16 protein-coding genes are annotated in these 22949 nt (G+C 48.5%); 5 read left to right on the top strand and 11 right to left on the bottom strand.

Annotation, left to right across the window (positions count from 1 at the left end):
- Positions 1–25 precede the first annotated feature (25 nt).
- The 11 genes from ATY27_RS13850 to ATY27_RS13800 form a co-directional block, all read right to left on the bottom strand.
- Positions 26–2056 (bottom strand): hypothetical protein, encoded by a 2031-nt coding sequence (locus tag ATY27_RS13850; RefSeq protein ID WP_208931220.1) that lies wholly within the window; start codon positions 2054–2056, stop codon positions 26–28.
- A 100-nt stretch (positions 2057–2156) separates the two neighbouring features.
- Complete coding sequence (locus ATY27_RS13845; protein ID WP_208931219.1) at positions 2157–3125, bottom strand: metallophosphoesterase; 969 nt, start codon at positions 3123–3125, stop codon at positions 2157–2159.
- Positions 3125–4114, bottom strand: a complete 990-nt coding sequence (locus ATY27_RS13840; RefSeq protein ID WP_208931218.1) for a hypothetical protein — start codon at positions 4112–4114, stop codon at positions 3125–3127. The genes ATY27_RS13845 and ATY27_RS13840 overlap by 1 nt, the downstream gene beginning before the upstream one ends.
- Positions 4101–4523 (bottom strand): SH3 domain-containing protein, encoded by a 423-nt coding sequence (locus tag ATY27_RS13835; RefSeq protein ID WP_208931217.1) that lies wholly within the window; start codon positions 4521–4523, stop codon positions 4101–4103. Before ATY27_RS13835 ends, ATY27_RS13840 begins: the two co-directional genes overlap by 14 nt.
- Positions 4524–4615: 92 nt before the next feature.
- Positions 4616–6910, bottom strand: coding sequence for a hypothetical protein (locus ATY27_RS13830; RefSeq protein ID WP_208931216.1), 2295 nt, complete (start codon positions 6908–6910; stop codon positions 4616–4618).
- Positions 6819–9482: a penicillin-binding transpeptidase domain-containing protein gene (locus ATY27_RS13825; RefSeq protein WP_208931215.1), complete on the bottom strand. Its 2664-nt coding sequence runs from the start codon at positions 9480–9482 to the stop codon at positions 6819–6821. The genes ATY27_RS13830 and ATY27_RS13825 overlap by 92 nt, the downstream gene beginning before the upstream one ends.
- A gap of 49 nt (positions 9483–9531) precedes the next feature.
- On the bottom strand, positions 9532–10680 hold the full coding sequence (locus ATY27_RS13820; protein WP_208931214.1) for a hypothetical protein: 1149 nt from the start codon (positions 10678–10680) through the stop codon (positions 9532–9534).
- Positions 10677–11264, bottom strand: coding sequence for a hypothetical protein (locus ATY27_RS13815; RefSeq protein WP_208931213.1), 588 nt, complete (start codon positions 11262–11264; stop codon positions 10677–10679). The genes ATY27_RS13820 and ATY27_RS13815 overlap by 4 nt, the downstream gene beginning before the upstream one ends.
- Before the next feature lie 121 nt (positions 11265–11385).
- Entirely contained in the window at positions 11386–11865 is a 480-nt protein-coding gene (locus tag ATY27_RS13810; protein ID WP_208931212.1) for a hypothetical protein, read from the bottom strand.
- Between the two features lie 2 nt (positions 11866–11867).
- Positions 11868–14348 carry a hypothetical protein gene (locus ATY27_RS13805; RefSeq protein ID WP_208931211.1) on the bottom strand — a complete coding sequence of 827 codons (2481 nt, stop codon included), beginning with the start codon at positions 14346–14348 and terminating at the stop codon, positions 11868–11870.
- Between the two features lie 81 nt (positions 14349–14429).
- Positions 14430–17243 carry an SUMF1/EgtB/PvdO family nonheme iron enzyme gene (locus ATY27_RS13800; protein ID WP_208931210.1) on the bottom strand — a complete coding sequence of 938 codons (2814 nt, stop codon included), beginning with the start codon at positions 17241–17243 and terminating at the stop codon, positions 14430–14432.
- Positions 17244–17513: 270 nt separating this feature from the next.
- Between ATY27_RS13800 and ATY27_RS13795 the strand changes: the two genes are divergently transcribed.
- From ATY27_RS13795 to ATY27_RS13775, 5 genes are read left to right on the top strand one after another with little or no spacing between them, the layout of a single operon-like run.
- Positions 17514–18839, top strand: a complete 1326-nt coding sequence (locus ATY27_RS13795; protein WP_208931209.1) for a hypothetical protein — start codon at positions 17514–17516, stop codon at positions 18837–18839.
- Positions 18832–19359: a hypothetical protein gene (locus tag ATY27_RS13790; RefSeq protein ID WP_208931208.1), complete on the top strand. Its 528-nt coding sequence runs from the start codon at positions 18832–18834 to the stop codon at positions 19357–19359. Before ATY27_RS13795 ends, ATY27_RS13790 begins: the two co-directional genes overlap by 8 nt.
- Positions 19343–19933 carry a hypothetical protein gene (locus ATY27_RS13785; protein WP_208931207.1) on the top strand — a complete coding sequence of 197 codons (591 nt, stop codon included), beginning with the start codon at positions 19343–19345 and terminating at the stop codon, positions 19931–19933. The genes ATY27_RS13790 and ATY27_RS13785 overlap by 17 nt, the downstream gene beginning before the upstream one ends.
- A gap of 53 nt (positions 19934–19986) precedes the next feature.
- The gene (locus tag ATY27_RS13780) at positions 19987–21135 is read left to right on the top strand and encodes a hypothetical protein (protein WP_208931206.1); all 1149 of its coding nucleotides are present in this window, start codon (positions 19987–19989) and stop codon (positions 21133–21135) included.
- On the top strand, positions 21128–22567 hold the full coding sequence (locus ATY27_RS13775; RefSeq protein ID WP_208931205.1) for a hypothetical protein: 1440 nt from the start codon (positions 21128–21130) through the stop codon (positions 22565–22567). Before ATY27_RS13780 ends, ATY27_RS13775 begins: the two co-directional genes overlap by 8 nt.
- The last annotated feature ends 382 nt before the right edge of the window (positions 22568–22949 follow it).

The raw sequence follows: 22949 nt of genomic DNA, 5'->3' as shown, positions 1-22949 counted from the left end.
AATAGTGTTGATGCAGTCATGGTCGTTAATCCTGTTGGGCTGCTGGCATAACAGGACTAAAACCCGCGACCGCAATCGTCATAGATGCCGATTTTCCAAGTACACCAAGTGGGCGAAAGTCTACCTGCAGCTCGGCCAACATAGGCCCGAGCATCGCTTTGCGTTTTTTGGCGTCTTTCTCATTATTTACTTCTGCAATTGCAGTCGCCATATCATCTGGCAACGTCACGTCAAAAAAAGCCATACCGTACGAGAAGTTCAATTCAAACCGCGCGCCTGATACAAATATCAGCTGTAAAATTCTGTCATGGCGCTTATTTTCAAAGCCTGCATGAACCACTAAACGTGCGATTGGAAAGTTTTGTTGTTTCAACAGGGTTTGTAGCACATCCATTTTGCTGAAACGGTCAAACTCAGCTGCTTCATCTTTGTTTTTCCCAGCAGCCGACATAAAAAAACTGACCGTGTGCTGTTTGAAAGATGGCTCTTTTTGTAGTTGTACAAAAAGCTGAGATAATTGCAACAACTCGTTGAGTTTGAGGCAGAATCTATCCCAATACAGTACCTCAGACAACTCATCTTTTGCGAGCGCATCAGCAAGAGCTGGGCATTCGGCTTTCAGCTTGTCTAAAATGAGCGGACCGTAGTCAATTAAACTGAGGTTATGGGCATCAGCAGCGGTGTAACGGACCGTTGCATTCTGTGGAAAAAGGCATTTGACTTGATGTTTAGCTACAGCTGTTTCTGACGCCTGCGGCTGGTCGGTTTCGTCTGGTCGGTCATATTGCAGAGGTTCAGTGGAAACGACTGCTTGATTACTGAAAATGGGGTTCATAGTAGTGGTGTCATTTTCAGGTTCTGTGTGCATTCCAGTTTCCGGCAGAAGTGCACCTTCAAATGCTTCGGCAGGTGCCGAGCCTAATGCAGCCATAGCGTTTGCATACTTTTGATTACTATGCGCCATTTCTATTTGACGTTTTTGCTTGTCGGCTAAGCGTTTTTTAACGAAGAATAAATTGATATCGTGATTTTGTGCTTCTGCATCCAATTGATTATAGGTATCGGCATTAGCTTGTGTTAAGTGTTCCACTTTATGCGACTTGACATACTCAATATTAAGTTCTGGATAGCCCAATAACTCGGAATCAGGGACTTTTACTTCCAAACCATCCAGCCCAGTAAGCTCCCCAACGATTTTTTTTATCTCTGCGAGCAAAATGGTCCGATATCCAAAACAAGACTTTACGTTTACTCGATAGACAGCTGTGGTTGTCGTGTTGCCGAGCTGGTATGGGACTAGAATTTGCCGATCACCTATTGCTTCAAAACGAAAGTTGACCAGACCTCCGGAGATTCTGTCGGCTCTTTTGAAGTCAAAACCGGACGGTACGATAGGATGTGGAGTATCTGTTGGGACGCTAAAGCTGGCAGAAATATAGTCGAGCGCGTTATCGAGGAAATGATGGTAGGCTTGTAGCTGTTTCAGCGCGCATTCTGCTGCTTTTGTGCTAGCCAGTGCAATGCTTTGTAAACTAATTGAATCCAGTCGCCGTTGCGTTTCCAGCATCTCAGGTGTTGGAATTTGATGTTTATTGTTTTTGTCAAAAGTAGCAATTAGATGTTTGTATACAGCATGCTTTATAAACTCCGGGGCAGCACTTATTGAAACGTTATCTGTCTGTTTGATTTGCGCTGTCAAATATTTTGACATTTCGTCAACACTGATCGATTCATTTGAATTGGTTAGCATGGCTCTGTCAAATACGACACTGTAATCAGCAGTATGTATCCACAAGCCAATTTCCTGCCGAATTGTCAGTGGAAGGTAAACGCCTTTGCGCACATAGCGGATCCAGCCTGTGGCCGCTCCCTTAAAATAAGAACCACGAATGTCGATATCAGTATCATCAATTAGGTGATCATCCCAGTACCAATCAAAGCCAGCTATAGCGGTTAACTCTTTATAACCATCGTTTCGCAAGGCCTCAATATTAAAAACAACCAAAAAATAGTTTGCTGGATTGTTTTTGAATTCGCTATAGCTGACTACGGCCATGTCACCCTACTCCATTTCAACAGTTTTATGATTTTATAAAAACACAATATCAAGACATTTCAACAGATTACACTGGTACCATGATGTTTTTACGCACACATTAACAACTCAGATGCACAATTTTAGACGGCACAAAATCCGTGTTTAGATGTGGGTAATAGCCCATGGCATTACAGCAAACACGCACGCCTGCATCGTTGTAATCCAAAGTGGCATGCAGGTGACCATGTAACCAGGCCAGTGGTGTTTTGCGTTGCAAAGCCAACTGACAGAGCAATTCCGTTAAATCATTACAATACAAATGTGCATGGTGTTTTTCAGTACGCAAAATGCGTTGCGCCTGCTGATTGTCAGGTTGCTCAGTGAGAATTTGGCGGGCACGGTGTGCTGCTTGTGCCATTGATTGCATTAGCGGTGCATGATGGGTGACTACGACTGTGGGCAGTGAAGATGCCAAGATGGTTCTGTAGATATTGGACCGGCCGCGGGCATTTGCCGTAAGAATATCCTGTGGCTCTAACCGCGCCACGCTGATGGTGCCGGTTTGCAGCGGCATAGCAACATCAACCTGTTTACCGATACGCATATAATCGCGCATTGAGGCCTTGGCGTTGGTTAGCACCTCAGCTTTTTCCTGCACACTGGCCGCAGGTTTTTTCAGCAACAGGTTAAAATCGGTCCACAAGGTGGCGCCAACAAAGCGAACCCCAAGCAGGTCGACATAATGGCCGTGCAAATCACGACCGGAGTCATCCAATAGCTTTACATTGTGATACTTGCCTGGCTGCTCATTAAAAGCGGCACGGTATCGGTCAGCAAGGGTGCCAAATCCATCACAATAGTAGTACTCATGATTGCCTAAAAGGTACAGTACTGGCTTGCCAAGGCTGTTCATATAACTCAAAAAGCTCAAAGCGGTCAGGCCGGTATCATCAATATCACCTGCCAACACATACAAGTCGGTATCCTCCGGGTTTGCATGCAGGCTACGATAATCCAAAGCCTCGGGGTCAGCCCGAAAGCACTCTAGGTGCAGGTCGGATAGCAGATTAATTCGAATATTTGGCATTAGGTACGTTCCCTCTTATCGCTTTGATTTTCTATCGCTTCAATGCGTGCGATCAATGTATCAGCACAAACGGCGGGCTGAAATAGCCAGTCAAGTAACAGTTCATACCAAGCTATTAAATTACGTTTGCGAAAAACCTCGAAGGTAGTTACAAAACGGTCTCGTTCAAATAACACGGCTTTTTCCGTGCGTGCTGGCAGCAACCAGCGTGTAATTAACCGGCCAAGCGCCCGAAACTCCTGATGATTGTCGGGAACTCGCTGCTGATAAGCGAATAACTCCTCTTCCCGAATGAGCTGTGCATCATGCCAACTATCTTGATAGAACAGATTCGTCGTAGCTGCTTGCTTACCATGATCCACGATTGGCCGCAACGACTCAAAATCAATCAGTTTAAGCCCACTGGAGGTAAGCAAAATATTGCCTCCGTGTACGTCGCCATGCACAAAACCCAATAGATGCAGCTGATACAGGTCAGCGATCAAAGGTAATAGATATTGCTGGCGAAATAATAAGGAGTGCATAAAACCTCGCATGGTCGCCTCCTTTAATGGCAGCGCTTGCGAATATACAAGCAACGCGTGCTCACTACCCTGACATTGAAACTGACCAGGCTCAGCTTCGAAATGAAACAAAGGATAATGCAGACTGTTCAGTAATTGCATGTTGTGCCATTCGGCCAGCAAGCGATCTGCCTTGTGTACCTTAAATACGTAAGGGACGCCTTTTGCATCAACCGCACGGAGAATGCCCGGACGGGGAGCGGTTTCTAGCCGATAGAATGTGGAGCCGTTTACAAAGACGTGGCTGTAGCCGGTCGGGTCCTGCGTAGAGACAAACCATGCCTGTTTATCCAGCCACAGTCTGTCCTGACAACTAGCAGAATAATTTTGCTGCAGATAACACAACTGCATGGTATCCGCGCGACATACCCAGCGCCAATTCTTATGGCACTGCAAATAAGTATTGCCATTGTCACTTCGATACATCAGGTGCCCCTTCCAACCATAGCGTTGATACATATAAAGCGTCGGTTTTGCTGGTCCTGACTCGTGCCCAATTGTTCGCAATACTATTGATATCAACTTCTATCAAAGCGCCAGGCGATAATTTGCCTGATGCTGGAAACTCGGTGCCTGGCCCGTTACGCAAATAAACCGTGGCCCGGGTTTTCTTCAATTGCCAGTTGGCTTCAGCTGGCAACATATCCGCGAAGTCGTCTGACTGGGTTACAGGCTGCGGCGAGTTTTCATCGCGATTAACTTCAGCCGCAGGAACCTCGGCCAACGGCTGTTCAGGCAAACTTTGTGTTGTTTCAACGCGAACCGGCTGAAAGAACGTGGCGACATACCCGCCAATAGCGGTTACTGGCAGCGAAACCCCGGCAATAATCAACAAGCGAGCCCACCAATGGCCGCGTCGAAGTCGATACGGCAGCAGGTAATGTAAAAACCATAACAACAGAATGCTTGTCGCGAGAATAGCTAACATCAACATGATGATTCCCTACAAAGTTTGTGCAGATAGATATCAGCAATGATGGCGGGAAAAATAAGGCAGATAAAATTACTAAGGGCATAAGATAAAAATGGCATTGGCTGGCCAATCAGTGGCCCAAAGCCCCAGTTGGATGCAATTGAGATGGCCGACTGAGTGAAAATAGCAACCTGAGTTAACACAACCATCGCAGCCAGCAATACCAGTTGCTGACGTTGTTGCAAACTTTGCCCCTGCTGCGCCACTGATGAACGTTTTATCGCCGCGACAGCACAAAACATCCCACTGACTAGCAATGTCATCAGCAGGGTTAAAAAACCAATCAATAACACACGCCCCCACAAGTAAGTTGCCGCATTAACCGCCATATCGTGAGCATGCGCGGGTACATTGACGGGCTGTAACGTTCTGGCTGGCCAACTGGATGCCTCAGCAGCTAATGCTAAAGCCGCATCGAGTTGCGCACCATCAAACAGCGCGGCATCAGGGAATAACCAGGCTGAGATCCGCTCAGAGGCTGGGAGACTTGAAGAAAGCAGTGTGTTCGCTAAGGTTTTTTCACTTTGAAACCAATGAGCCGCCACATAAAAAGACAACAGACTTGCGACTATCAACAGAATGACAATACCCCAGCTCCGCTTTTGCCGCGCGGCATTTTGCCGGCTGGCACCCAAAACAGCCGACAAGATGATACTCACCACACACACAGGAAATAAGATCAGAGGGCCGGAGTTTTCGCCAACGATAAATAATCCAATAACCAGCCAAAGCAAAGCGATAATGGTTAGCGTAATCAGTAAGAATGCTTGGTTGTACGCCAAATTGTGTTGTAAGGCCACTAACACCACAGCGGCAAAACAGACAATGCTCAGGACGCGTAGAAGCTCCCAGACATTGATGCTACCGATGCCAGTTTCATTGCCTGTCAGCATGGCTAAGGTAGACAACAGGATGACAGCACACATCAGGCCCCAAAACAGCTGGGTGCGTTTTTGCCACAACCAAGTTAACCACCTAGTCCAGTGCGCTGATGCGTAAGTTCTGGCTAAACATGCTGCCTGTACCATGGTCAGTACTACCAACAATGCCTTTTGAAAGACAACGTGCTGGGCAAAAAGGCGATCGTCATTTGTTAAAGCGGCATTGAGCCATTGGGTACTAAGCCCAAATATTATTAAAGTAAACCATGCGACACTGCGCCAATTCCGGCACAGCGTCAGCATTTGTGCTGCCAGCGCGACCAGTAACAACATGCTGGCTTGCATCGTGGGTACAAAAATAGCGGGTAACGCCAGCAAAAACGCGATTTGGTTTGCGCTCGAGCCAACAAAAACAGCGAGCATCACCAAGACCAGCATAGCCCCGATTAACCGATAGGGATGGTACTGCGCCCAAGGTAACACTGATCGCCACTTGCCATTATTCATGGGTTGAGAATCCATGCCTTGCAAGCTGTCTGTTGGATGATTCAAAGACCGACGTTTAACAAACAACACCTGCTCACCCAACTCCATTTGTTGGCCCGCAATACTAAATTTACCTGCCAGCACCTGCTGCCACCGAGTACTGCGGTTCATTGCTAAACCTGATGCAATTGGCTCAAACCACCAGTGTGACTTCGCATAATGCAGCTTCAGTTGGACTGGTAAATGATCCAACCCTGCCTGGTTACGACACAAAAGCGAACCACCAATGTCCAACGTCCGACGATCACTGAAAAAGAAACGCAAATCAGGTAATTTTGCCAACCAACCCGCAGAACATGGTGCTAACACTTCCCAATGTTCTTGAAGTTGCTTTTGCCAGCCTTGGGTTGTTGCCCGCAACAAGCTTGTGGCACCATCTCGATGGTGGATCTGCACAGCAATTGCCTCTCCCTCCGGCGTTAACTGAATCACATCGCCAAGACTAGTAACCACTTGCATAGGTTCATTTACTTTAGTGGAACCAAACCGCAACCAACCTGCATCAGTATCAAACTGAACCGCGGCCTGCCCGAGAGCACCTTGTAGTGCAAGCGAATTGCCTTGCTGCTGCAATAAAAACCCGTCCGGCAGCTGCGTTGCCAAAAAAGCGGCTAACTCAGGGATCGATAGCGCCTCCTGGACCTTAAACGAGCTTAGCCGGCTATGGAGCAACGCAGCGCATAACAACATGATCAGCAACAAAACCAGCCGACTCCACAGGCCCTTCTTGTTATTCATGCGCGACTCCTTCTTTTTGCAACAGCTGGCTGAGCTTGTCGACTGAATCACTGCAAGCGACAGCACCAAACAGTCGACGTCCATCGGCCCCGACCGCAGGTACATCGGCGCGGTTACAGACAACAACATAAGTCTGTGTGCCAGCTTCGACGTAGCCAACCATCCAGGCATTGTGCCGGCTCTTTTGATCAATCGAACCAGTACCAGTTTTGAAATACCGGCCCATCGAATTGTTAGGAAAATAACGTTTTGCAGCTGCAGCCATGCCTGCACGCACCCATTTGAGTTCGGCCTCTTGATAAAGCGGCTCCAGTGCTTTTTCAGTGCCGAGTAATAAGCGTGCAGTTACCTTATGGCCACTTGCAATCGCGGCCACAATTTGCGCTTGATGAATAGCTGTCGTCGCGTTGGCATTGCCCACCGACATCGAGCGGTACGAATCAGAATTATCGATATCTTGGAACTTACCAGGTGTTACAGCCCAACCGGTGCCGCGCACATCCACTTGCCCCGCCGATAAATCAATGGCATCAAACCACCCTAAACGTGCTGCTTCGGCCCGAATAGGATCTGCCTGTTGCCACGCCAGATTGTTTAACACGGTAAAATGACGGATCTTTGCCGGTGTAGCCTTAATCAGTTCATCCGCCATGGCTGCAAAATAACCGTTCTGCGAGTCAGCCAATGCCTCGACCACGCCATAGTGGCTGCGTGGATATTTGTTGGTTAATGTGACCAATGAATAATCATCCAGATTTTTAAGTACATCTCGACCTTTACAACCATGCCCCACAGCGGGGTAGACGGCTGAACTTGCATCAAAGCACCCCACCTTAGTTTGGCGCCACTGTGCAACACTAAGCCCATTGAGGAAGGTTGCTAGTTGCGGCCATTGCTCTGTTGTTTGCGAGACATGACGGGATGCTGCCAGCGTGGTAACCAGTTTGAAGGTCGAGCCCGAAACGGCCTTCGAACTACCATCGTGATAGCCTGCCCTGAGCGTCAAACGACTTGTCATAGGCTGCTGGCGTTGCTGGTACGCCAAATATTGCGGATAAATATCAGCAACCGCAGCTTGCGGCGTTTGTGCCAGAGCTAACAGCTCACCTTTTAAATTCATCACCAGTAATTGGCTGAAATGCTCGCTCAGAGACGGTGCTTGATTCAAAAGCGTTTGAACCTGCTGTTGCAGCGTCGCATCCAGCGTTAATGTGGTGGTTCCTGCAAACTTGGGGGCGTAACCTGGCGCTAGTACATGCGGCACATCCTGCCAGCGCAGCGGTTGCTGATGGCGGTCCAGATAAATTTGCATTGATGTAGGCTTTAACTCGCTGCCATGCTTTTGCTGGAAAACCTGCGGCTTCACATAACGCGGTGCTTCAGATTGCATGCCCCAAAACCAAGCGCTGGCCGGTGCTGGCGTAATGCTCAGACTGCCCGCTTGTACTGCACGGATCCGATGTAACAGTGGCTCGACCACTCCTGGAATATCAAATGCGTCCACCTGCAACTGTGCAGGTACCTGGTTAAGATGTCCGTACACATAAAATACCGCCGCGCTATGCCAGCGCAGCTCTAAAGATGCAGTTTGATCAAACACTTGCCACTGCGCCTTATCAAGTCGACTCGGCAGTAAACTCGCTTGCTCCGAGGAAAGCGCCAAGTTACTGCTGGCTGCGAGCCGCACCCCAGCTTTGTTAGACAGGGTAATGTCGGTGTCAGCGAGCAATGCTATCCGGGATTGCATTGCAAGTTGTCGCGCCATAAAAGCCGCCAATTCCTGACCAGATGGCGTGTTGTACATTAGCTTTAAGGTCTTCTTGCACTCTGCACTTTCAAGCGGTGGCTCAAACTGCCAGACATGCTGGACAGGAAGGTAAGCCGTCGCCGGTAATAATCGACCACTTTGCAGCAAACGACATGCGGTAGCTTGTTGCTGCAACAGCGCGAAATTGCTTTCTTGTACCACCGAAGCGCTCGGATTAAGCAAATAGCGGCCTGGTCGTACTGAAGTTAACTTGTGCCATACCGAGTTTTGTTCCAGGTACCATAATTGTTTGGCTGTTGACGCGATGTTTAGCGGATACAGCGCCAGCTGCAATAAACCAGCCCCCTGCTCTACGGCATGCCATTGCAAAGACAATAAATAGTCGCCGCGTTGCACCAACAGGTGCGTCGATGTTTGCCCAATAATTTCACCGGCTATTACCTCAAACTCAGGAGCCATTTTTGCGCGTGGTTTAACCACCACTTGCGGCTCTGCACCACTGCCATAAACCGGATTTCGCTGCGCATATTTGGCCCCTGTACCTTGCTCCAACTGTTGCATCATCGATGGCAAATCTTGCGGTGAAACACCTATAAACACGTAAAAATAGTCAGAAACGCCATCTGGCCGTTTTTTGTCCTGTAACTGCAAATTAACCCGCTGCCAAGTGAGGGCTGGCGTGTCAGGAAAAACGATCAGTGTCTGCTCCGCCCCTGCTTCGGCCACTTGCAAAACAGTACCCGGCTGAATTTCAAGCACAAAATCAGCAGCAGCTCCGTCAATATGCAGCGGTGGCAGCGTCGCTTGTGCACTTTCTTGCTTTGGTTGTATAACCCACAGGAACATGGCTAGCAAAAAGCTTAAACAGCCCGTCATTACATACTGCATCAGACAAATCCTTGTTGGTGTCACTCACATCCTTGGTTGGCGGGAAATTTTAGGACTGCGGCGCGGGCACATTGAGATAGGTATTGCGAAACACCTCACCAAGTAAATGCTCTTGTAATGCCCGAATTTTAACTAGGTTGGACATCTGACCATCTGTGTCCGTCTGGTCGGTTGACAGATAAAAATTGGCATGCGGAAAGTATTGCTTATAGTCGTCAAAAACACGCCATTTTCGTTCTAACTCATTGATTGGATATACTTGCAGTACGGGTGAGTTGCCACGTAAATTCGCCAAAAATTGCTTTTTATCGTGGTCATTTAAACCTTGTGGTACCAATTGACCTGTGGCGAAGGGCGTTGCATCAAGCGCGCAAGGTGAAAGCCAGCCCATCGCCTGATAAAGCGCCAACGCCAGTGCTAACTGGTATGAATCGCCATCAAACGCAGAGTCAATAATGCAATAAATATCGCCTGAAGGTAGACCCAGTCGTAATTGTGATACTAAGGATTTGACGATGCCACACAAAGCGGCATTGGCATTGCCGTGTCGCAACATCACATGCTCAGAACTGCGCAGTGGATCAGGTCGAAACAGTACTTCAATCAACGCAGCCTGGTCGGTACTTTTCGCAGTTTTATCGACGGTCGGAAAATACGCCAATCCCCGACTGAGCTGGTCTGTAGCGAGTTGTGCGACTAACTCAGCCAAACTCACCGTATTTTGTTCCTGCGTGCTGTGAGCGAACTGCGCATCGGTGGTGTAATCCAGTTTTGGAGGCCAAAAAGTGTTGATCTGTTTCAAGTTTTGCCCTACGGGCCTGGTTGAGGTAAAACGTGTCAAGTCGACCACCTGACATCCAAGGGCATAATGGTCCCAACCTCGCGGGATCGCCACCAACAAGCTCAAAATCGCTGAGACCGCGGCAGCAGCTTTTGACACGGGTTGAATCACAGCAGTATCGCCAGCCGCAACTGCCGGTGCGGGCTCTGGATTAGCACAGCCGTTATTACTTGCGACTGTCACAATCAAATTACAAGCAATGTGAAGTCGCTGTGCGACGTAACTCCAAAAAAGAGTGAGCTGAACATCTTCAATGGCCCGTAAGCTAACCGACAACGGTAAATTAACGGTCTGGCTCAAATCCAAGCAAACTGTCCAATCTTCAACTTCAACCTTATATTGCAAAAAATGCGTCAATTATAGGCTCCACTCGTCAGGTTTCTTAGGCGATGCTGGGTGTACTTATCCATTAATAACACCAACTGCTGCAAACAAATGTCCGCCTGTTGACGATGCTCCAGCCAAATCGGCTCCATAGCGTTAGCTGCGCCTAGCTGAAGATCTGCAGCCTGCTGTTGCGAATGCGCGATTTGTCGCGACAAATGCGTTAAATATTGGGCGTTGTGATGCAACGCCTGTAAACAACCTTGCCACTCCAGCTGATGTAATGGAATCTCAGCGGTACAAAAATTGGCCGCGGCCATTACAAATTGCAGCCGCGCCCTTTCCAATTCTGGCCACAGTGTTGCCAGCAGCAAGGTCTGATCAGCTAACTGCTTTAGATCGATTTGTTCTGAATGCACCTGTTGATTGGCGAGCACAAAGGCAAAGCGCAGACTCTCAGGCCAAGATCCATCGATTGCGTTCAAGACATCGCGCAACCAATGTTGGATTTTTTCTCTATTCGCCAAAAAAGGCACTTGGTGTTGCAATACAGATCGCTGCAGCTGCTCGGCATTAGCTTCGAGCCAGTCAGCGGGGGCAACGATCTCCAACTCCATCAAGGTGCCGGTTAGCTTAAAAGCAGGCTTGACCGCGGGGCTTGCTAACTGAAAACGCCGGCTTTGCGGTGGCTCAGTTGGCTTTTTTTTAAAAATGCTAAACATCAACTGTGGCTCACCCTCACTTGCCGATCTCAATACCGTCCGGTAACACACCAGCGAGTTCAGGTTGCATAAGGATTGAGTACTGAGTCAGCTGGTCATCAACCACCAAGACGGATAAAACCTTGTCAGCATGAACGAGCCGAAGCGTTATCCCCAACCAATCTTGCTGCAAAGCAGCATAATCAGAAAAATCCCACTGATAGCTTTTTAAATCAGCGATATAAGACACAGTGACGCTGAACGAGAGGACTTCAAAAGTGATGGAAGTGACTGCGTCACCACTATCAGCCGCCATTTTATAAGCCACAAAGGGACTCGTTGACTGTGATTCTAAAGCTCTGGCTTGTTGTTCATACAAGGCCCGGTCCAACATCTTCAAAATGAGATCTTGCGACGCTATCGGATGAGTAAACACCGCCAGCCGCTGTTCTGCCGTCACCTGAAGGCCCGCCGCCAAACGTCTGACTACAGTTGCTAATTCATTGAGTTGTTTCATTTTTATGCTCCTTTGACCAGCGACAGTGCTGGCTTTGGTGGCTCTGTTGGCGGGAAAGTTTGTGAGGTGTTTGCAATCACTTGACTAAATGTTTGATGCCAAGTGTTAAATTGCTCTAAACACCAATGCTGTAATACCTCGCGCTGTTCAATAGTGGTGTCTTTTTCGAGCTTTTTATAAAAATCATTGCTTTGCAAATGTTTCGCACTTATGTCACCAACCAGTACCTGATTAGTTTGATACAGTTTGACGAGTAAGCAGGATTTCACGAGTTCAAAGAAGTTGAACTGGAGATCAAATTCTTTTTTACCCACCCGCTTGGTGAGTCGCTTTTCAAGTTCGCCATTTATCAGCTCGATTTGCAGCATAGCAGCTGCAATATTGATGAGGTCATCACTAATGGTCGCGAAATCAAGCTCAGGGATTTCAATACCAAACATTCTGATCTGGTTGCTGTAAAACAACTTTTCGCCTTCACGATTTAACTCCGTCATGCGCGTTGCTATATACATGTCGCTGCGGCGTGCCAAATCGGAAAAGTGATGAATGAACGGCAAATTGCGTATGGCAATGGCTTTGGCCGGCATCGAAAGTAAGTGTTTAAAATCTTTATCCAGTATCGCAGAAAGCTGACCGCCAACAGGTAGCTGAGACGGAATAGCCAATACATTGTGGTCATTCAGCTGTTGTGCAGTGCTGTGAAATACTTTACGTAAGGTCTTTGCAAGTTCAGGACTAATAAGTTTATGGTAAAAATTATTTTCTATAGCAGTATGCTCGGCTTTACTTTGCTTATTGTCCTTGTTGTGTTCGACTTTCTCTGTTTTATCATCCTTAGACTCTTTTACGTCAGTGGCATCACGACAGACAGTGGCTAAGGCGCGGATCATACAAGCTAGTTCAAGATAGTAATATTCAGGCGCACGAACAGAGTTAGTAGTTTGGTCCGTTGGACCTGTTCTTAGCAACATTTGAATAAAATAGAACAGCCCCTGCAATTCTGAGTCTAGATAGATTGCGCGGAATACAGTAGGCATCGACCACAACTGCTCCTGATTCTGGCAAACAACCAGATTTTGCTCAGCTGCTGCCAATTTTTTAGCGCGAGCTTCGCGAATTTGGCTAATCGATTTACCAGGAAATTTGCTTAACAGAGCGCTTTCTTGATTCGGGTCAATCGCTTGTAGGTATTCAGTTTGGGCTTTTGAGTGCTTCGCACTGGCATCAAGCCAAGAAAAGTCCAACAACTCTTGCAAGTAGGCCCGATAAAACAGCATTTGAAACCATAGACTACGAACATGCATTTGCTGTATCGCATCTAACTGAATACCCTTCCTGCCATACTTCGCCTGATTGGAATTAAGGACTTGTTGCCACCAGGTTAAAAACTCATCTTCAGATTTCCATTCCTTGCCAGTTAACGCATCATCCCAATCGATCAGTTCCAGATAACTATCGAGGCTGATACTACTGATAAACAACGACTTAAACAGGTTATGTAACATCCGGTCTGTGTCATTGATCTGATTTAGCGCACTGATAGAAACACTCTTTCCCTCGTGCTTTCCCATTTTCGGCAGTGATGGGTCTTTAATCAATCGGCCGTAGTACTGAAAAACGATTAATGGATCGCGAATGCGGGTTAATAACTGTTTCACGTCGATACGTTCTTTCAATTTTTCGCGTGATTTGTTTTTTCCGGTGAGGTTCTCAAACATCTCCTCACTGGTCATGTATTGCCGACAAGGCTTGGGTATGAATTCAAGGCAGCTTTGTAATGCTGCATAACGAATATTTGTGAGTCGAAGTTCATCACAAAAACTTCGCTGCAATTGGTTGAGTTCGCGCATATCAAATGATTTTTTGATTGCCTCAGCCGATGGCATCGGCTCTAAAGCATCCTTTAAGAACAGCAAAATGTCTTGTGCGCCTTTTTTGGCTTGAATGTCACTATTCTTACTGTTTTCGTGCTCGGGAATTTTGACAGAAAGACTACAAGCATAATCTGCGCGCATCCTCCACTTTTCTCTCCATCCTCCCTCAAGTGTCTCTCTAGGTTTACCAGCATCAACAGCCATTTCAGCGATAAGTTGCAATAATGTATCTTCAGACGCCACATTTTTGTAGACTGCGCCATCAGGGCGAATACCAGCAATAATTGGCAGTAAAAACTTAAAAACTTGTTGAAAATCAACACCAATAAGAGTTTCATCAACATAGAGATACGGGCTTGGGGTATTTTCTGCAATCTCAACGGCTCGGGGAGAATGATCAGCATCTTCCGACTTGTGTTCTGATTCATACACCTCATTTTGTTGCAAAAATAGCGCTGCCTGATCGTCGAGGGGCAGATCGTCAATAAATTCATCATCACCGAGATCAGGATCATCATCAAGCTCCCAATCTGGTTTGTTCTTGATCAACTCTGCCAGCTGGTAGCCAGGCAAATGTCCGTATTTTGAATATCTCTCTTTATCACTCATCACTAGATCCTTAAGCCATTAGCTGACAGGGTTTGTAATCTAATCAGGGCGTTTGATGTTTATCTGTTCTAGCCATACGACTTAGAAATGCGTGCGGGCAGAATGAGCCAAATCAGCAATATATTTGATGCTTTCGAAACGTTCAGTTGAAGTCAAAAGCAACACGGAACCCAACATTATGTGTAGCGAAATGTAGGGAGTAGTTATAGCGCTCAGAAACACGTTCAATCCAAATGCCCCCCCGTGTGTACCACCGCGCAATACAACTTCCTTACATTTATTCTTTCTATATGAATTACTCTCCAAGGAGTGCTTACGTAAATCACTATTGTAGCAATCCGCAGTCCATTCCCAGACACCACCAAGCATTCGATAAAGTCCAAAGCTATTAGGTACAGACAGAGCCTCATTTAAAAAAAGACCATCTTTACTTTTATGTTTGCAAGTAAAAACGGCTACAACATAACTGTATTCAAACAAATCAAGACAATGTCCAAACTGGGCGAATCGCGCGGAGCTGCCGGCGCGAGCTGCGTATTCCCATTCTGACTCGCTCAATAATCGGTAGCTTCTGCCAGAAATCATCGACAACCATGCAACATAAGTTTCTATATCCTTTTGACTCACCTCACGAATTGGCAATTGAGTATCCCATTCCCACCATTCTCGTTGCTTGCTTTGGCATACACCTTCAGATACACAAATATTCCAATCGTCAAAAGTGATTTCATATTGGCTAACAGCGAAATGCGTTGCATGTATCACTTTATGTTCACCTAGTTTTTCATCGTCACGGCATTCAGTATCGCCTTCGCTGCAACCCATCAAAAATGCTCCCGCGGGGATAACCACCATTTTCGGGCCCAAGCCTTGACCGTTTAATAATGGTTCTTGAAAGAACACTGGTTTCCCCACAGCTTTAGCTGCTCGTTGTTGCAATGCTTTAACTTGATCAGCGCTCCAACCATGGATAAATGGCACTTCCTCTGAGCTATTCGCTGAAACAGTATCAGACTGAACTTGTAGTTGTGGCGTTGGTATTTCATTCGCAGCTAATTTCGTCGATACATCAAACAGTTTATTTACCGCAATCAATGAATACCCAGCATAACTTAAAGCTACAAGCCCAAGACCCAAAGCGACAAGAGACTTGGTCCTTGTCCTTTCAATAGATTTAGCAACTAATGATTGCGAATGGGCTGAATCGGGATCAACATATGCAGCCCCAGTATGTAAATCCCTGCTGGTATCTTCTTGTTTAAACAATGTGGGATTGAGCTCATCACTAAGCTGCACATAATCCCCCAATAACAATTCCAGTGTTTGTCTTAGCTGCTGCTGTTGCTGGAGTTGCTGCAGAACATCTGCAATGGAGCTGACACGCAGCGAGCTACTTGCGTTGTTTTGCAGTAAGTTCAGTTGTCGGTCCAGATTTTGCTGGCTTCTGCTTAACGTACTTAACAAGCGTTGCTGACTTGGATTTGCTGCGCATGTAGATAGAGATTGTTCCAATTGTTGGCGCTGTTGCTGGCATTCTGTGGCTTTAGCAATGAGAGCGCTAAAATCAACCGGCGGTATCTGTGAGGCTAACATCAACAGCCGTTCGGCACTGCAGCAGCTGGCAAGTTGCTGTCGCTGGCTATCAATTGCGCTAGCAAAATCGGACCAAGGTTGAGCTAAAAACACCCGAGCTGTGGTTTCATCAACTAATTCAACACTGAGTTGGGTACTCTGCTGTTTTAACTTTTGCGCCAATACATCAAGCGCATGCCCACAACTTTGCAGTTCTGCATCAAGCGCAGTTACCGCCTGCTGAAACGCTACTCCAGCTTGATCGGCGTACTCGACTAATGCAGCCAATTCCTTAACTTGGCTTTGTTGCTGCTCTGTCAGCGCAGCAATCTGTTGCTCATTCTGCTGCATGCGTTCTAGCCATTCTTGTTGCCGCGCTTTGGCTTCATCCAGCGGATTTAATTCGCGCTTAAATGCAGCTAAGGCTTGTAGAAACTCAGTGTTGAGTGCATCGAGGTCAGAAAAACGTTGCTGCGGCTCTGCTGCCATGCCCTTTTGCCAAAACGCCCGAAACGGCTGAAAAACCTCAGCGGCGTGCAAATCTCCTGTTGGTGCAGGATCATGGCCGGTCATTAACCAGACACTCATAGCTGTCAGTGAATACCAATCAGAGGTGCTGTGTTCAGAACCAGCTTGAACTTCCGGCGCGGCATAAGGACTGTATGACACCGTGGTATTTCGATAATCCGCAGAACTGGCTTTATCAAAATCGAGCAGTACCGGTTGTCCCGCCTTGACCAAAAATTGATCCGGTTTTAAATCCCGATGGATCACCTGATGCTGCTGCAGCTGAGCGACGATACTCAATAACTGAGGCCATAACTGCTCTACTTTGCCAGCCCGTTCCAGTAGTGACCCAGCGGCTGCAGCTTCTTTAAGTGAAATGCCATCGATATAGTCAAGCACCATCAGCGCTGGGTGCGGTATGCGCCGGTCTGAGTCCTTACAGAGCAATGAATTAGCAGCAACTTGGGCAATTAGCCGTGGTACCGGCACACCAGCCAAATATAAATGCTTGAGTAAGTTGGTTTCGGAGAGAAAATTATCAATCTGCTGTTGCGGACTTAGTTCTGGCGAATGCGCAAGCTTGACGATACGCCGGCCAGAGTCTGGAACCCCGCTTAATGTAACTCCCTGCTCTGCCGCCGCAGCCTCATCAAGTTCTCGTTGTCGCTGCAACTGCTTGTCGTTAGCGAGATATACAGTGTTATTTTTTAGGGCGTGTGACAGCTCAAGCTCAAGGCCAAAATTGAAACGCAGCCTCTGGTTATCCTGAAAAATAAAAGGCTGACTATCGATATCCGAACCGTAATAACTACTCACTCGTCACTCTATCCCTGAACCCCGCCGTCTATCGCTACAACCTATCAACATCGGTGCAATGGAATCAAGTCAGAAAAACATTTTGCCGCATTCTGAACGTCGTAATTTTTTCCGCCCAACTAAGTTCTTCAAAGACAGCCGAGTTCACAACAGAAAGCTCAGCTTGTAGCAGAAAGCTGAGTTTGTAACAGGCAGCTACAGAAACAGTAAAAGGTTGCGAAATTTCTTCCTGCCAACACTCGCAGCATACACACCTAAGAGGACGCCATTATGTTTTTAACAAAACAACCTGCTCAAACATCTACCCCAGCGCTTGCGCCAAATAACGGCAGCAGTGCACTGCATGCCAGGTTAAAACTTGCGCGCAAGCAATTTCCTTATCACGACCAAGACTATGTGGCACAAGCGATAGTGTCAGGGTATCTGCAGCTGCAACAACAGCAACCTGCGCTGAAGTTCTACAGCAGCGAACATGGTGTGCTGACCGTCAAAGTGTTGCTGCCCGTCAATATCTACCGCCTGATGACAAGTCTCCAAGGGCCGCTGATCGCACAAGCCGAAACCGCTTTAAATAACCTTGCACCACAATTGCCCGAAACTCAGCAGATCCGGGTCGTGTGTGCACCAGATACCACCATTAAGCAAGACGAGCTGCTGGTGGTGTTTGGTAGCTCTAACCTGCAGCAGCAAAGCAACAGTCCATCCATTGCGGTCAGCCATCAAGGCTTTTACGTCGCAGCTCGGGCTAACACCAATGCCGTAGCGGTTGACGACTATCTGCTCTCTACCATTGACCCGCGACTGCAGGGCCGGCTTGGTCAGCACATCATTGTGTTTGAACACACAGCGGCGGGCCATGTTAGCGTACATGCGCCTGATACCATCCCGCTGAGCTGGCCAGCTGACAACGAAGTTGAGTTGTTCTTCTCGGCTGAGCGGCGCCTGAAGTTTAAGATCATAACCGGCCAGTTTGTACCGCGGCCAGCTAGCCGCAGCTTTTTCGTGCAACCGCAAAGCTTGTTTAAAACAGATGCGGCAACGGTTGATGCCCCTTTGAGCACTCAGACAGAGCCTACGCTGTCATTTTCGGCAGTGGCAGACGACGAGTCAGCCCCAGCCTTACACCTAGCTTCACCGCTGCGCTCAGCGCAAATGCAACACACGTTTCAGCACCCAGTACAGCAACCAATGCCGCACAAAATACAGCTCACACTACAGGTAACCCTGCAGGCACTGGCCAGCGCAGGCCGCCCTGGCGCAGGCCCTTTTTGCAAAGCTGCTGGCCAGAAATTTTTGGCCACTGAGCAAATCCAGCGCCTGACCGGTATCTCCGAATTTACCGCTATTGGCTCTGGCAAAAAATTAGCGGTGCAGGGTCAGCTGCTGCGGCTAAGTCCGCAACAATTCCCTGAACTGCCTCAGGCAATAGAGCTTCCCATCCAGCTCAGTGCTGCAAAACCAAGCGTGCTGATTGAGCAGGGGTATTTGCTCGATGGCGACACCTTGACTGCTATCAGCGGCGCGCTGCCTTTAACACGCGCCATGACGTTGTTAATCGGCTCAATGATTGTAACCCTGGAGGTTGCTGATGAATGAGCCAGTGCTGAGCGAAGTAGCCGACACAACGGCACCGGCTGACAAGCCGCCGTCAAATACGCAGTTATTTGATATTGCAGCGTTTCTGGCGCTGCACCGGGTGAAGGTGGTTGGGATGGTACAAAGCGGCGCCCTGTTATCACGACTGTTACTCAAAAAGGTGTTTAGACCACCGGTTGAACACACTTTGCAGCCGCTGCCAAAAAACAGCTTTGGCTTGGATGCCGTGTATTACTTTGCCAACCCATTGCGGGCTACTCAGCTAAGTACGTCACCGCTGCAGCTACAAGGTTCTGACTTTCTTAATAATTTTGGTTTTGCAGTCAATAAAGGTGGTTTTTTGGTCAATACCGATCATCTACTGAAAATCAAGCTAACGGCCAAAGCTGGCACTGTGTTCACTAGTAAAGCGGTGTTTGTGTTTAATCCGCACAGCCAGCGGGTACACCGGGTGGCAGCAAACACAGCGTTAAACCCTGGCGATCTGATCCTCGCCGGAATTTATGTCTTACAAATTTGAGGCCGCGCATATGCAGTTAACAAACACCCTGACAAACCCATTTGATTTGCAGGCAAGAGATGAACTACTAGCCATTTTGGCAGGCATTCAGCCCGCATCTTTACAACAGCCCCCCCCCACAGTGTTGTGTCGGTTAAACGCGGCCCTCAGTGACCAATGGCAGTTTTTTCCGGCCATTGTACAGCAGTGGTGTAGCTACCTAAGTGACGCCTACTACGAAGCGACCGGCTGCCTTGCTGAACTTATGTTTGCCCGCAGTAGCTGCGCTGACTGTGCCTTTGCTGTAACCGACGATTTAACGCCCGGTCCACAACAATTGCAGATCAGTGTGTTTTGCCAAGCCGGTGAAAAACAACTTACCACGACGATTGCTATCAATGCGGCAACGCCACTGCGCTTTGGGCAGCAACAGTGGGAGTTGTTGACTGGGTTGCAGCTACCCCATGAGCTCTTATTCGAGCACTGGCGTTTTCAAGTGGCTCCAGGAACCCGGTATTTTGCCAAAGCGGCTGATCATGTGTTTTTGCATCGCAGCTCAACTATGTCCGTCGTGCTGCGCTTAAAAATGGACTAGCTGCAATATTTTCCTGCCAACACAGATAACAAAGCCAACAGTAAGGAATAAATATGAATTTCACCGGCACCGCCAACAATTTGTTAATCAACCTGGCCACTGAGCAATGGCCATACGCCGTGGATCGGATTGCCACACAACTGCAACAGTGCTTAGAGCGCCATCAACAGGCCGAACCCCATTTTGACCTGACAGTCACCGCCCAAGGTGCACCGATCCAGGTTGAACTGTTTATTCCGTCGCTAGTTGCCGCGGAATTACAGCTACTGCCTGACAGCCAGCAAATGCTCGCTACTGCGCAGGCTATCGCAGATATGCTACAACGGCCTGTACATGTTGTGTTGAGCAAAGGCCGCGGCCAGTTGCAAGCGCTGGTCAAAGCGAACCTCGTTGAGGAGCAAATATGGTCAGTAACCCAAACCACCGCGTTTGGTAAGGCTCCACAGCCATTTGCTATTGCAGCATTACAGGCCCCATTGATCATCGATGAAGTTGTGGCCACGTTGAACGAACTGCCCAGCCTTGCGAAGCGGCTACAGGGTGATGCCATCCTTATTTATCGCGATGACAGCGGTTTAGTCGCCAACGCGCCTGAAGACATTCAGGTTACCGTGAAAGCGGAAAAACAGCTGCAGCTGAACTGGCCTGAAGGAAGCATGAATTTTGTGTTGTCAGAAGGCTCGGTAGACCCTGTACAGCACGACGTGCTGACAACACCAGCTCAGCCAGACCCTACCCTAAGCTACACTAACCAGCCCTGCTGGCAACTGCTGGGGTTTGTCGAATCAGACGGCTTTGTGAACGACGCTACTGGCCAGCCAGCCCCCGAAGCGTTGCAACAGGCAGGGTTTACCACCTTCTGTCCAGTCGATGCCAGCATGGCCGTTACCGCACCAGTGACAACAGTGTTTGGCCGCAGCATGTTTAAAAAAGCAGCCGCCGCTATTCAAGCAAGAACACCAGATGGCAGTTTGCTCCCCGCTCTGTCTGTCGGTTTTTCAAGACAGCACCTGTTGTGCAGCCTGCAGAGCAACGAAGTTCGTATCGAAGCGTTTACTTCAGAGTTACCCGTACAGATTTTGCGGGGTAGCCGCTTTGAGTTACTGCAAAGCGGCGATGACATCGCTGATAAGGCTTACCTGAAAATCGGCCTCTCTATTGTCCAATTGATGAACCTGCAGCAAGGAGCTCACCATGAGTAGTTTTAACGCAACAGAACGCATGCAGGCGCCACGTAACCAGTTGGCGTTGCAACTGAAACTGCTGGCAGCGAAAGCCATTCGCTTATTCAACTCAGACTTTTGTTTTGAACAGTGTTTGCAAACGCCGCTGCATCGTCAAATCGAGTTGGGCCCGATTTCGTTTGATGCGATTGATTTGCCTACGCTGACGAGCATGGTGGCCTCTGGCCTGCATCGTAGCATTAAGGTCCTGCAACGAGATCTTGTTGGCGCATCGATGTTGGCATCAGCGCACGTCTTAATTTTGTTGCCAGCACGGAGCTATCGGTTGCTGTCAGCTCAGCACGCGCTATCGACATTGACTGAAAGCCTGAGCCAATCGGTGGGTTTTCAGATCCGGGTTCAACCGTCAGCCCATGTCGCTGAGCAGCATGTGCAACTGCGGTTTGGCCAGTCGGTTGGGCCTATTAGCAGCCAACATCGCCTGCTGAAGTTTGGCCACATGACCGTCAGTACCGCGGCCGCCACCCAGCCCTTTTATCTCGATCATCTGCTGCTGGCAGAATTAGGCAGCAATGTTAGCCCAGATACCGTTCTCGAACTTTATGGCGAGCCAGACAATTACCAACTGCGCGGCGCACCATCGATCACCATCGTTCAACAACAAGGAAACAGCATCATGTTAACTACGTCAACCAACCAACGTATTGAATTACACGTCGTCACCCCAGTAAACAGCCAAAGTGCGCTCGTCAATAGCAAGCCAGTCGCGGTGCTGCATGATTGGCAGGACAGCGCCGAAGACCGTGACGATGACGACATAGGCACCTACCGTGGCGCTCTGGCAGTTAATTGCAGCGATGATGACGACATCGGTACCTATCGCGGTGCTAACCCGGACGATGCTGAAGATGACGATATCGGCACCTACCGGGGGCCTCGCGATAGCACAGCGCCGCTAGCCGCAACGACAGCCCTGCGGCTTCGCTTTGCCGGCCTGGTGGCGCAAGGTGCTTATTTACAGCAAATGGGCTTTGCGGTACAACCTGCTGGCGTACGCCAGCAGGCAACTGCCGCTTTACAAGCGATGGGTATTACTGAAGTCTTTCAATTAGATGTGCCAGCTGAAAGCGCATTGCCGGTTAGCAACGGCAGTATTCACTTAAGCCGGAACGCCTTACTGGCCGAGCAAGGCAAATTTTATGCTATGTCCGGTTCTTTCGGTTTGATTGACCTGCTGCAAGTGAACTTACTGGCCGAGCAGCATCTGACGCTGGCACAGTCAGCGGCGATGCCAGGACACTGGCAAGTGCAGCTGGCATCTGACGCGTTGCATGTGTATGCCAACGAGCCAACTGGCGATTTTACACGCCTGAAAAACGGCGAGCAAATTTCAGCTTTTAGTGGCCAACAGCTTATCGTCGGCGCCATGATGTTTGAGGTGATGGCGTGAATCAGCGGATTTCTTGGGCTTGCGGCATCATGCTGGCCGCAAGCTTGGTGGGCTGCGATAAGCCGGCATCCAACCCGCCAACTGGAACACCAAGCGCTGCGGAGGCGCTAGGCACAGCGTCATCACCCACGTCAACAACAGCCACGCAATCACAACCCAACAAACGCAAGTACACACCGCAAGCGCCCTCACTGAGTGAAAATCATTGAAGTGGGTGCATGCGATGGCAAAAAATTGTGCTTAAACACCACTTTAAAACACTCAACCGAACAGAAACTATCGGCGGCATAAGTCAAAATGTTCCGCCTACCAACTATTTTCCTGCCAACATCATGAATCCTATCCAGCAAACCACTGCCATATCCAGCGGGGTATGGCAGGC

The organism is Rheinheimera sp. F8, from assembly GCF_001518915.1.
The sequence above is the reverse complement of the archived record's forward strand: the minus strand, read 5'-3'. Positions and strand labels throughout refer to the sequence as shown.

Coding starts and splice junctions, on each gene's coding strand:
- ATY27_RS13850 (WP_208931220.1), bottom strand. CDS start 2,056: ATGGCCGTAGTCAGCTATAGCGAATTCAAAAACAATCCAGCAAACTAT.
- ATY27_RS13845 (WP_208931219.1), bottom strand. CDS start 3,125: ATGCCAAATATTCGAATTAATCTGCTATCCGACCTGCACCTAGAGTGC.
- ATY27_RS13840 (WP_208931218.1), bottom strand. CDS start 4,114: ATGTATCGAAGTGACAATGGCAATACTTATTTGCAGTGCCATAAGAAT.
- ATY27_RS13830 (WP_208931216.1), bottom strand. CDS start 6,910: ATGGACGTCGACTGTTTGGTGCTGTCGCTTGCAGTGATTCAGTCGACA.
- ATY27_RS13825 (WP_208931215.1), bottom strand. CDS start 9,482: ATGCAGTATGTAATGACGGGCTGTTTAAGCTTTTTGCTAGCCATGTTC.
- ATY27_RS13815 (WP_208931213.1), bottom strand. CDS start 11,264: ATGGAGTTGGAGATCGTTGCCCCCGCTGACTGGCTCGAAGCTAATGCC.
- ATY27_RS13810 (WP_208931212.1), bottom strand. CDS start 11,865: ATGAAACAACTCAATGAATTAGCAACTGTAGTCAGACGTTTGGCGGCG.
- ATY27_RS13805 (WP_208931211.1), bottom strand. CDS start 14,348: ATGAGTGATAAAGAGAGATATTCAAAATACGGACATTTGCCTGGCTAC.
- ATY27_RS13795 (WP_208931209.1), top strand. CDS start 17,514: ATGTTTTTAACAAAACAACCTGCTCAAACATCTACCCCAGCGCTTGCG.
- ATY27_RS13790 (WP_208931208.1), top strand. CDS start 18,832: ATGAATGAGCCAGTGCTGAGCGAAGTAGCCGACACAACGGCACCGGCT.
- ATY27_RS13785 (WP_208931207.1), top strand. CDS start 19,343: ATGTCTTACAAATTTGAGGCCGCGCATATGCAGTTAACAAACACCCTG.
- ATY27_RS13780 (WP_208931206.1), top strand. CDS start 19,987: ATGAATTTCACCGGCACCGCCAACAATTTGTTAATCAACCTGGCCACT.
- ATY27_RS13775 (WP_208931205.1), top strand. CDS start 21,128: ATGAGTAGTTTTAACGCAACAGAACGCATGCAGGCGCCACGTAACCAG.